General features: G+C 48.0%; 10 protein-coding genes. 6 read left to right on the top strand and 4 right to left on the bottom strand.

Annotated elements, in window-relative coordinates:
• The coding region (locus IM475_RS22380) for a PPC domain-containing protein (RefSeq protein ID WP_287729181.1) at nucleotides 1–495 on the bottom strand (495 nt) is incomplete at its 3' end.
• A gap of 848 nt (nucleotides 496–1,343) precedes the next feature.
• Between IM475_RS22380 and IM475_RS22385 the strand changes: the two genes are divergently transcribed.
• Nucleotides 1,344–2,132, top strand: a complete 789-nt coding sequence (locus IM475_RS22385; protein ID WP_287729182.1) for a response regulator transcription factor — start codon at nucleotides 1,344–1,346, stop codon at nucleotides 2,130–2,132.
• Nucleotides 2,133–2,217: 85 nt separating this feature from the next.
• On the opposite strand, the gene ftsH is transcribed toward IM475_RS22385, so the two are convergent.
• Nucleotides 2,218–4,113, bottom strand: coding sequence for an ATP-dependent zinc metalloprotease FtsH (ftsH, locus tag IM475_RS22390; protein ID WP_287729183.1), 1,896 nt, complete (start codon nucleotides 4,111–4,113; stop codon nucleotides 2,218–2,220).
• A gap of 214 nt (nucleotides 4,114–4,327) precedes the next feature.
• Here ftsH and rimP point away from each other — a divergent pair, with 214 nt between their 5' ends.
• From rimP to IM475_RS22415, 5 genes are all read left to right on the top strand, one after another.
• Nucleotides 4,328–4,798: a ribosome maturation factor RimP gene (gene rimP, locus IM475_RS22395; RefSeq protein WP_287659927.1), complete on the top strand. Its 471-nt coding sequence runs from the start codon at nucleotides 4,328–4,330 to the stop codon at nucleotides 4,796–4,798.
• A gap of 185 nt (nucleotides 4,799–4,983) precedes the next feature.
• The gene (gene nusA, locus IM475_RS22400) at nucleotides 4,984–6,180 is read left to right on the top strand and encodes a transcription termination factor NusA (protein WP_287729184.1); all 1,197 of its coding nucleotides are present in this window, start codon (nucleotides 4,984–4,986) and stop codon (nucleotides 6,178–6,180) included.
• Nucleotides 6,177–6,458 (top strand): YlxR family protein, encoded by a 282-nt coding sequence (locus IM475_RS22405; protein WP_287729185.1) that lies wholly within the window; start codon nucleotides 6,177–6,179, stop codon nucleotides 6,456–6,458. The genes nusA and IM475_RS22405 overlap by 4 nt, the downstream gene beginning before the upstream one ends.
• Before the next feature lie 111 nt (nucleotides 6,459–6,569).
• Nucleotides 6,570–9,653 (top strand): translation initiation factor IF-2, encoded by a 3,084-nt coding sequence (gene infB / locus IM475_RS22410; RefSeq protein WP_287729186.1) that lies wholly within the window; start codon nucleotides 6,570–6,572, stop codon nucleotides 9,651–9,653.
• Nucleotides 9,654–9,855: 202 nt separating this feature from the next.
• The gene (locus IM475_RS22415) at nucleotides 9,856–10,425 is read left to right on the top strand and encodes a low-complexity tail membrane protein (protein WP_287729187.1); all 570 of its coding nucleotides are present in this window, start codon (nucleotides 9,856–9,858) and stop codon (nucleotides 10,423–10,425) included.
• A gap of 28 nt (nucleotides 10,426–10,453) precedes the next feature.
• Here the strand turns inward: IM475_RS22415 and IM475_RS22420 are convergent, their stop codons facing one another.
• Nucleotides 10,454–11,182, bottom strand: coding sequence for a carbonic anhydrase (locus IM475_RS22420; RefSeq protein WP_287729188.1), 729 nt, complete (start codon nucleotides 11,180–11,182; stop codon nucleotides 10,454–10,456).
• A gap of 24 nt (nucleotides 11,183–11,206) precedes the next feature.
• Nucleotides 11,207–11,765: Uma2 family endonuclease (locus IM475_RS22425; protein WP_287729189.1), on the bottom strand; the 559-nt coding region annotated here is incomplete at its 5' end.

The raw sequence follows: 11,765 nt of genomic DNA on the forward strand, positions 1-11,765 counted from the left end.
TCTAGTAATCACACTGCCATTACTATCTAATAAGGACACATCGGCATCGGCACTTAATCCCGTTAAATTGAGGCTAAAGTTGCTGCTGCCTGCTAAACTAAAACGATAGTAATCATTGGTGTCTGTAGAACCAACAAAATCGCTGTAGGTGCTGGTAGTTGCTCCAATGGTGATATCACGCGCCGTTGCTAAGGTATTGCCGGCTAGGTCAACAGAACTGGAAAGACCCACAAAATTACTTTGACCCGTTAAAAAATCACCGCCGTTAGGCCAAGAGGAAAGGGATTGGGATGATTGCCAGCGATTTTCTAGTCCTAGCTGGTATTCTTCCACAGAATTGCTGAAAAAGCTAGAATCCATGCCCTGGAGACTTTTGCTGAAAACAGGGGTAATCAAATCGGAGCGTCCTAAACCTGATTCCACCACAAGGGTTGGTAACTGGAAGATATTATCTAAAACATTGCTGTCTGATAGGTTGAAATTTTGGTCAAGCATATTTTTTCTCCTTAAGTGCTTCCGATGTGAGGTCAGGGATTGGTTCCTAACTGTCGATACTTATTTCTGGGTAGTTGGAGGTTATTTCGATCTGCGCCCTCCCTTTACCGTCGTACAGTATATAAGTCAGGTGAAAACTTTGACTGAATATATACTGGGGGTGCGATCTAATCTTATGCAGTTAGTGGCTATGGGGGGAAAAATTGATGAGTTATTCCCCGCTAAAAATTTCTCAAAACCTGAGCAATCTAGACTATCTATACAGTTATAGAGGTCGTTGGCGGCAAAGTTATCTATCATGGTGTTCCGGTCGTTTTTTAGTGGTTAGATGGCTGAGAGAACAATCAAGAAGATCTGATCAGACAGAAAATAATTGTCAGCTTTTGGGTAAGTCCCCAAAAGAGTAGGCCAATTCAAATCTGAATTCCATTACTGTCCGAGTTTGTAGGCCAATTCAAATCTGGATTCCACGACCCTCTGATGTTATTCCATAGAATACCTTGAATGAGGTTCGACAGTCAAGACGTTTTCGGGGAAGTATGAATTACAAATTATGAATTAGGAAGTGGGGAGTGGGGTGATGGAATTATGAATTATGAATGATAAATTATGAATTATGAATTATGAATTATGAATTATGAATGATAAATTATGAATGATAAATTATGAATTATGAAGTGGGGAGACCACTTCGTGCGCGTTGCGGGGGGAGATGGGGAGATGGGGAGATGGGAGCAGCGAGAAAAAAGCTGACAGCTAACGAATGTTACGATTGTTACAACATCTTGACATTAATTCTGATATCCTGACAATGTGTCAATCTGTGCAGTAACGGGGCAGAAACTCAGGTGGTATCGATCTATATTTCTATTGTTGAGGGCAACCCGCACTTGCGATCGCTATTAGCTTGGCATCTGCAACAGGCCGGTTATTTGGTCAATCAATCGGCAACCCTGCAAAGTGCGCGTCAAGCTTTCCTTCATCGTCAACCAACCTTAGCAATTATCGATTCCGACTTGCCAGATGGGGATGGAATCGAACTCTGCCGTTGGCTTTATCAACAAAAACAGTCTTTAATACTGATTCTCTCGGCCCGCAATAGCGAAAAAGACGTGGTCAATGGTTTAAAAGCGGGGGCCGACGACTACCTGAGAAAGCCCTTTGGAATGCAAGAATTTATGGCTAGGGTAGAAGTGTTAACCCATCGTTCACGCGGTGGGGCCGCTCCCCTACACTTGGATTATGGGGAATTAAAAATAGATTTAGCCCAACGACGGGTACAATTTCACGGGGAGTATATCGAATTAACGCCCCAAGAATTTAGTTTACTCTACGTTTTAGCCCAAGCGGAGGGAACACCCCTATCAAGAGCCGATTTACTGCGTCGCGCTTGGCCCGAGGAAATTGATAATCCCCGGACAATCGATACTCATGTTCTCTCTCTGCGGAAAAAAATCGAAACCGATCCCAGACAACCTAATTTAATTCAAACCGTCCGCAACGTCGGCTATCGTTTCAATTTAGAAATGTTGGCCGAGATGACTTCAGCTTTAGAAGCTAATATTATTGCCCCCACCAAAGGCAATCATAACGGCCATTCCATTAATAAAATTCCCGCTCACAATGTTAGTCGTTAATTCTGGCTTTGTCCGACTGATTAGCAGATTTTTGGCTGAAATCGTCTCCTAAGCACTTAATCGAAGCGAGGAGACGAAGGGCAAATTAAACCGTAGTCACCATTGACCGCTCCGCTTGTCGCTGAAATTCCGTCAATAAACGTCGGAATTCGTCGCCGTCAATGGTTTCCTGTTCAATCAGTATATCCACCAAGCGATCGATCGCCACACGATTGTCAAGGATAAGTTTTGTTGCTAAATCGTGGCATTGCTTGACAATTTCCCGCACTTGTGCATCAATTTTCGCCATCATTGCGAAAGAATGGTCGGCATGATAACCAGCACCAGCACCACCGAGATAGGAATTGCCCTCCTCCTCTAGGGCAATCAATCCCAATTCCGACATTCCCAGACGCGTTACCATCTGTCGGGCCAGATAGGTAATTTTTTCAATATCATTACCGGCACCGGTGGTCACTTCATCCTCACCGAAGACACATTCCTCCGCCACTCGTCCCCCTAATAATCCCGCAATTCGGGCCAATAACTGAGAACGACTGGTTAAACCCTGTTCTTCATCGGGAGTGAACCAAGTTAACCCCTGCGCTTGACCCCGGGGAATCAGGGTGACTTTTTCCACCTGATCGTGGCCGGGACAGAGACTAGCGACAATCGCATGGCCAACTTCATGATAGGCGATCAAACGCTTGGCTTTACTATCCACTAAAGCGCGCCCTTCCATACCGGCCACAATCCGATCGATCGCATCGTTGACTTCCGCCATGGTAATCGCCTCTTTCCGTCTTCTAGCGGTAAAAATCGCCGCTTCGTTGAGCATATTAGCCAAATCTGCCCCAGTAAAACCGGGGGTGCGCCTGGCGATCGCCTCCAGAGTAACATCGGCAGCAACCTTTTTATCGCGAGAATGGACCTCCAAAATGGCCAAACGTCCCTTAGAATCTGGATAATCCACCACCACCTGTCGATCAAAACGACCCGGACGCAGCAGGGCCGAATCCAAAACATCGGGGCGGTTGGTGGCGGCAATGACGATAATGCCAGTATTTCCCTCAAAACCGTCCATTTCCGTCAATAATTGGTTCAGGGTTTGTTCCCGTTCATCATTACCTCCCCCATAACCGATCCCTCGTTGACGACCAACGGCATCAATTTCATCGATAAAAACCAAACAAGGGGCATTTTCCTGGGCTTTTCGGAACAGATCTCGCACTCGCGACGCACCAACCCCGACGAACATCTCCACGAATTCCGACCCGGAGATGCTGAAAAAAGGTACTCCTGCCTCTCCTGCGATCGCTTTAGCCAGCAAAGTTTTCCCCGTCCCCGGGGGCCCGATTAACAGGACTCCTTTGGGGATTTTTGCACCAATAGCCGTAAATTTTTCGGGTTGTTTAAGGAATGTCACCACTTCCTCTAGATCTTCCTTGGCCTCATCCACACCCGCCACATCATTAAATTCTATGCCAGTTTTCGCCTCCATCTGAAACCGCGCCCTTGATTTACCGAAGTTCATCGCTTGACCGGAAGCATTGGCAGAACGACGGATAATAAACACCAATAATCCCAAGACGATAATAATCACTAACAGGTTAGTGAGAACATTGATCAGGGCTGAATTGTCAGTGCTGGGGAGAATGCCGTACTCAATTTTTTTAGCATCGAGTTTCTTGATTAATTCGGGATTTTGGTCAAATAAATTGACTTCTTTCGGGGGATCCTTGTCCGTTTGACCGACGAGGGTAACTGCTGCCTGCTGCAAAGAAGGATTGATTTCCACCTTTTTTACCTTGCCTTGGTCGATCTTCTCTAACAATTCACCGTAGGTGAGGGTATTTTGGTTTTTTTGACTCCAAGCAGGAGTGACATGGCCAAAGGTTTGCAGAATCATCCAAGTGGTGACAATCCCTTTCCATACTGGCCGATGACCACGATTCTTAGCTGACTTGGCTCTAACTACGGTGAGCGGAGATTTTTGATCCATAATTGACTCTATATCTAGTTACCCTGTATTCATTGTGACAGATTGACTCGATCGTGACCACTGTTCTGTTTTCCCCCAGGCACGACCCTGGGGGCAAATAGTGATGACGGTTTTTTGCTATACTGTATTCAGCTAGGTGGTCTAACAACTGCCTATCCCAATCACTAACAGTTTAGGGAAGTGGGTTTCGCCCGCTTTTTTTATTGTCTAAATCATGACCCATCCGCTCATCCCCGACCTGCTGCACCTAGCCACCCCTATCGCTGAAAACTTGGGGCTAGAAGTGGTCGATATCGTTTTCCAAACCAATAAAAGGCCTCCCGTCCTGCGCGTCGATATTCGCAATCTTGCGGGAGATACCGGTTTAGAGGACTGTGAGCAGATGAGTCGGGCCTTAGAAACCGCCCTCGACAGTCAAGAAATCTTACCGGAGGCCTACGTTTTAGAAATATCTAGCCCCGGCATTTCTCGACAACTGAGCAGTGAGCGCGAATTTCAGTCTTTTAAAGGTTTTCCCGTCATCGTTACCGGCCAGGATAGCCAGGGAAAACCGCAAGAATGGCGCGGAAAACTGCAAGGTAGAGATGAGCAATCTATTTATCTTAACCAAAAAGGTCGCTCCCTGAGCATCGATCGCACTACCGTCATCAGCGTCCGTTTAGATGAGCAGCGCAATAATCAGTGATCAGTAAACAGTAAACAGTAATCAGTAATCAGGGATAAAGATGAAGATAAATAAATAACTAACTGATTAACTTAAAACTTACATCTGATAACTGATAACTTACATCTGATAACTGATAACTGATAACTGATACAAGGCTAATGGCTAAAAAACTAATAACTCAAAAGTAAGGAGAAAAAATAATTATGGCTACTGTTAATTTGCCTGGTTTAAAAATAATGCTCGAAGAAATTAGCCAACGACATAATCTGCCCAAAAATGCCGTACAGGAAGCATTGCGTGAAGCACTTATCAAGGGTTACGAACGTTATCGACGCGCCCAAAGTTTAGAAAAAGCTGCTCAATTTCATGAAGATTATTTCAATAACTTTGATGTGGAATTAGACGTAGAAGAAGAAGGCTTTCGCATCCTTTCGACTAAAACTATTGTGGAAGAAGTGACCAATCCCGACCATCACATCGGTCTCAAAGAAGTGCAAGAAGTAGCCGATGAGGCCCAGTTAGGGGATGAAGTAGTTCTTGATGTCACCCCCGACCAAAAAGAATTTGGTCGCATGGCGGCGATTCAAACTAAACAGGTTTTACTGCAAAAACTGCGGGATAACCAACGTAAATTGATTCAAGAGGAGTTCCAAGATCTAGAAGGAACCGTTTTACAGGCCCGGGTCGTCCGTTTTGAAAGACAGGCCGCTATTGTCATGGTACAAAGCACCTACGGTCAACCAGAAGTGGAAGCAGAACTACCGAAACGGGAACAGCTGCCCAACGATAACTATCGGGCTAACGCCACCTTTAAAGTGCTGCTCAAAAAAGTCCTGGAAGGTTCTCACCGCGGCCCGCAATTAATCGTTTCCAGAGCGGCGGCGGGTTTGGTAGTATATTTGTTCGCCAACGAAGTTCCCGAAATCGAGGAGGAAATCGTGCGTATTGTTGCTGTCGCCCGGGAAGCTAATCCCCCCTCCCGTCACGTTGGTTCGCGGACAAAAATCGCCGTCGATACCTTAGAGAGAGACGTGGATCCGGTTGGGGCCTGTATTGGGGCCAGAGGTTCGCGGATTCAAGCCGTGGTTAACGAATTGCGAGGAGAAAAAATCGACGTGATTCGCTGGTCTCCAGATCCCGCCACCTACATCGCCAATGCCCTTAGTCCCGCCCGTATTGACCAAGTTTTGTTCACTAATGCCGAAGAAAGACAAGCATTGGTACTGGTTGCCCAGGATCAATTGAGTTTAGCGATTGGCAAAGAAGGACAGAACGTGCGTCTAGCCGCCCGTCTGACGGGCTGGAAAATCGATATTAAGGATATCGCCCTCTATAAAGGCGAACAAGAGGTAAAAACCGCTGAAACCGACCCAGAAGCGCAGGATTTAGACCAAGAATGAGCCCCTTCGTCAATTATCGACGCTGTATTAGCTGCCGTCTCTTCGCCCCGAAAGAATCTTTTTGGCGAATTGTCCGACTACACCCGTCCGGACAGATACAATTAGATCAAGGCATGGGAAGAGCCGCCTATATCTGTCCGCAGCCCAACTGTCTGCAACTAGCTCGGCAAAAAAATCGTCTCGGACGCGCCCTAAAAGCCAATATTCCCGAAACGGTCTATGAGTCCTTGCAAGAGCGACTCGGGCCCGCCGGGCAATTGAGACCAAATCAGGATTAAAATTGACGATCATAGCCACAAAATCGTTAGCATAGAAATGGGGCAGTCTTGACAGGATAAAAAATCAGCCAACTTATTAGGATCACTAACACTTTAGCCGGGGGATAATGGATGAGTAACACGAAAGTCAGAATTTACGATTTATCAAAAGAATTGAATCTAGACAACAAAGACATTTTGGACATCTGTGACCAGTTGAACATCGAGTACAAGAGCCACAGTAGCACGATCAGCGAAGAGGAGTCCCAACGCATCAAAGCGATCGCAGCGAAGGGAGTTACCTCGAGTACCAGTAAAAATAGCACGGGTCAGCGAGAATCGGCTAGTCCTGCCGAAGAAAAAAAACAAAAGATTTTAGCCCTGCATAAACATAACCGCCCCGAAACCGGCGAAGAGGGGCCGAGCCATCTCGGTCAGGCTGGTTCCTCAGCCAAACCGACTTTAATCAGTCCCCCCCGTCCCCCGGTTAAACCCCTCGTCGCTCCCCCAGGGCGCGACGGTGCGGCCGAAAAAACTCCCGCCACGGAGGAGAAGAATGCGGCTACCCCCACCGATGCAGAGATGCTATCTCAGCTCCCCAGTGTTGAAGGAACCCCGACCGAAACCCCGCTAGTCCAGGAAGCAGCCTCCACCTTAATCGCCCCACCTAATCGACCCTCCCTCACCCCGAAACCGCGCCCTGAAACCGCCTCGGTCCGTCCAGAACCCCGATCTAAAAATGCCCCTGGCAGTAACGACAGGCCCCCTTGCCCTGAGCCAAGTCGAAGGGGGGGAGAAAAACGCGAGCGCGGCGAGAGCGAAAACGCCCCTAATCCTGAGCGCAGGGCTGGCTTGGCTAAACCAGAAAAACCGACCCTCAACCGCAAACCCGACGGAAAAAGCCCGAAACTGGGGGAACCAGCTAGAGAAGTGCGGGAGACGGTGGAATTGAAGCGCCCAGTTCGCCCCGGTATGCCCGCTAAAATCTCAGCTACCGGCGAGGAAGAAACCGATACCACCAAGAAATCTGGCATTGATGGCACAGAAATCGATACGGATACCGGACTGCTCGGAGCAGACGGGCTGAAAAAACTCAAACGACCGACCATGCCCCCTCGCATGGCCAAAAAATCTACTTGGGAAGAAGAAGAAGAAGAGGAGAAAAAAGCGGCCAAAACCGCCAAAACTGCCGGCAAAAACAAACGCCGCACCCAAGCCCTCTTTGAAGATGACGATGATCTAGAATCGGAACTGTCCGGGTTAATTAATACCCCCAGTTTTACCCTTTCCACCGCTCGTCCCCCCAAACCGCCCAGCGCTAAAGTTGCCACCCCCGGCACCCCAACAGCAGTCAAAGTTAAGCGGCCTAGTAAACCAACCGCCCACACCGGCAGCCCGAAAAGCGAGCGCCAAGAACCTCAAGAGGAAAAACGCCCGGAAAGCATCGTCGTCACCGGCAGTCTCACCGTGCGCGACCTCTCGGAATTGATGAAAGTCCCCGAAACTGAGATCATCAGAACCCTATTTTTTAAAGGGATGGCGGTTAATATCACCCAAACTCTCGACGTGGACACGATCGAAATGATCGCCAGGGACTTCGAGATCGCCGTGGAAACCCCCAGCACCCAGTCGGCGGCAATCAAAACCACGGAAATGATCGATGTCTCCGACTGGGAAAGTCTCCAGCGTCGTCCCCCCGTCGTCACCATTATGGGTCACGTTGACCACGGTAAAACCACCCTCCTCGACTCGATCCGCAAAACCAAAGTCGCCCAGGGGGAAGCCGGCGGCATTACCCAGCACATCGGTGCTTACCACGTCGATGTGGAACATAACGGCAAACCCGAACAGATTGTCTTTTTGGATACCCCCGGCCACGAAGCTTTTACCGCTATGCGCGCCCGCGGGGCGAGAGTCACCGATATAGCGGTGCTGGTGGTGGCCGCCGATGATGGCGTGCAACCCCAAACGAAAGAGGCAATTAGTCACGCCAGGGCCGCGGAAGTCCCCATCGTGGTGGCGATTAACAAAGTCGATAAACCCTCGGCTAACCCCGACCGGATTAAACAGGAATTGACCGAACAGGGACTGGTGGCCGAAGATTGGGGCGGTGAGACGATCATGGTTCCCGTTAGCGCCCTGCGGGGTGAAAATCTCGATAATCTGCTGGAAATGATTCTCTTGGTGGCAGAAGTGGAGGAATTGGTCGCTAACCCCGACCGCTTGGCGAAGGGAACCGTCATCGAAGCTAACCTCGATCGCACCAAAGGTCCCGTGGCTACCCTGCTCGTCCAGAATGGCACTCTCCGGGTGGGCGATAGCATCGTCGCTGGTTCCGTTTTCGGCAAAATTCGGGCGATGATCGATGATCGCGGTCAAAAAGTCGAAGCGGCTACCCCCTCCTTCGCCGTGGAAATCCTCGGTCTTAGTGATGTGCCGGCCGCTGGCGATGAATTCGATGTCTATGAAAGTGAAAAAGAGGCCCGATCAATCGCTGATCAACGGGCGATCGAACGACGCAACACCCGTTTACAACAGGCCCTCTCTTCTCGTCGCGTTAGCCTTAGCACCCTCTCTATCCAAGCTCAAGAAGGACAACTCAAGGAACTTAATCTCATCCTCAAGGCAGATGTGCAAGGTTCCGTCGAGGCCATCCTCGGTGCGCTTAAACAGTTACCCCAAAACGAAGTGCAGATTCGCGTTCTCCTCGCCTCTCCGGGGGAAATCACCGAAACCGATGTGGATCTGGCCGCCGCTAGTGGTGCGGTGGTGGTGGGCTTTAATACCACCCTGGCCAGTGGTGCGCGCGCATCCGCCGATCGGGAAGGGGTCGATATCCGCGATTACAATATCATCTACAAGCTTCTCGATGATATTCAAGGGGCGATGGAAGGTCTTCTTGACCCCGAAGAAGTGGAAGAACACCTCGGTTTCGCCGAAGTGCGTGCCGTCTTCACCGTCGGTCGTGGGGCCGTGGCGGGCTGTTATGTCCAATCCGGTAAACTGGTGCGGAATCGCTTCCTGCGCGTGCGTCGCGGCAAGGAAATTGTTTATCAGGGGGTTCTCGATTCCCTCAAACGGATGAAGGAAGATGCCCGGGAAGTGGCCACCGGTTTCGAGTGCGGTGTCGGTGTTTCTAAATTCAATGACTGGAAAGAAGGCGACATTATCGAAGCCTACGAAATGGTCATGAAACGCCGCACTTTATCCAGTTAATTACACTTGAACCGTCGGGAGTCGGGAGTCAGTTATCAGTTATCAGTTATCAGTCATCAGTCATAATTCCCCCACTCCCCCACTCCCCCATCTCCCCACTTCATAATTCATAATTCATAATTCATAATTCCCCCACTCCCCCATCTCCCCACTTCATAATTCATAATTCATAATTTATAATTTATAATTCTCATTTCCCTCTATGAAATCAGAACCTTTTTTGTGGATTCATCTGGCAGGGTTAGCGGCTTTGCCCATCTTTTTACAAATCGCTTGGATTGGTTTAGCTGTGGGCGATCCCTTGCCTTTTCTTTGGCTAGAATGGCTATTTCTGGGAGCGATCGCTATTATTCCAGTCTTTTGGATGCAGTGGACAAAACCTTTTGATATCTTTAGTCTTTTGTTGGTTGCTCTCAAACCGAGTCAACTCACCCCCGAACAGTTAAAAATTCTCTCTCTTTTTCAACGTCCTCGCCATCGTCTTCTTACTCTTTTGGGAGTCGTCCTCTTAATTCTCATCGCTTGGCCCATCTATAATTTTGCCCCTCTAGCGGCTGCCGTGGCCGCCTATCTCCCCCAATGGCGGCTTTTAGGTTTAGTCATCGCCGCGATCGCTCTCCTCTTAAGTCACCTATTTCTACAGGTTCCTCTGAGTGTTCTCGGGGTTTTAGCCACGAAGGAAAGTGACTGGACAGACACCGAAGCTTTAGTTATTGAGCGCATTCCTGAGTTATTTACCATTTTTGGTCTAAAAGTTAATAAAATTATCTAAATTAGCCAAAATGCCGACAATTGGTGGGCTAGGAATGCAGGATCGAGCGCCCGTTTAAGGGTTGAATATTCCTCGCATTACGCGGAAAAATCGCGGCCAATTGTTGCAGTTGTTGGGGAGAAATTTCGATCGCATTTTGCCAGACTAACCAGAGAACATCCTCGCTACAGGGGGGAGTGGACAAAGACCCCCGATATTCATAAAAACCGCTATTTTCCGGCAGTAAAAGCCCGACATTGACCCAAGTATCGGGGATAATCATTTCAGGAGAAGGTTCTTGGGGCAAATAATCCCAAATGGTTTGTAAATAGGGATTATTTGCCCCAATTTCGGCTAAGATGCCCACAACTGCTAAATTTCCCTTCCCATTTCGATGCACTAAATGAATTTCTAGAGGGAAAGACTGACCTTTAATCTGATGTTCGCTGGGATGATGAAAATGGAACTGCAACAAATCCCATTTTTCACCGTGAAAACTCATATTTCCTCCTTTTTCGGTCTGAACTAAGATTGTACGACCGTTATGGCGAATTTTTAGGGGTATAGGACGATAATTAAAGGTGGGGTGGTATAGCTCTTTTTCAGTCACTATACTCAGATCGATCGGTGTTTGTTGCTTTCCCGTGGTGCAGAGGCGATAATTCCTTGATAATTCGCCCCAATGGTCAATATTTTGATAATTCCAAGTAAATTCTGGATTAATAGCCCCAAGAAGAGCCTGAGAGCCTATAAATTGCAGTAATTCTCGTCTATACATGGGATTAAATTTAGCAAACCCTAATTAGAAATTTTCTTGGGGATTTACGCCCAATTCCCGCAGTTTAGCCGCTAATTTTGCGGATTTCTGCCTTTCCTGTTGGACTTGATTTTCTGCTTCTACAGCCCGATTTTCTGCCTGTTGTGCCGCTTCTGCGGGAGTGGGTACTAATTCACCTTCGGGGGTAAAATAGCGCAATTTATTGGCAGATAAACCCAAATATAAGCCTAATTGTTGACTCCAGAGCCTTCCCTGGGCATTGGGGGTAATCGGTTGATATTGACCGCTAATTAGAGTAAATCCTGCAAATTCTAAGCTTTCTGGGTCAAACCAAAAATAATCGGGAGTGCGAAATATATCTTGATAAATTTGTTTTTTCTCCTCTCGGTCAACTTTGGCGGTACTATCGGAGAGAATTTCCACAATTAAATTGGGATATTTACCCTCTTCTCGCCAAACTACCCAACTTCTGCGGTTAGGATTGGGATTTGTCCCCAAAACCACGAAAAAATCAGGACCACGGCAGAATTCTGACTTTTTCTGGTTAGGACTGTAATAAATGGTTAAATTGCCGGCGGCAAAA

This window comes from Microcystis sp. M061S2, from assembly GCF_020245605.1.
In the GTDB taxonomy this organism is placed as follows: Bacteria; Cyanobacteriota; Cyanobacteriia; order Cyanobacteriales; family Microcystaceae; genus Microcystis.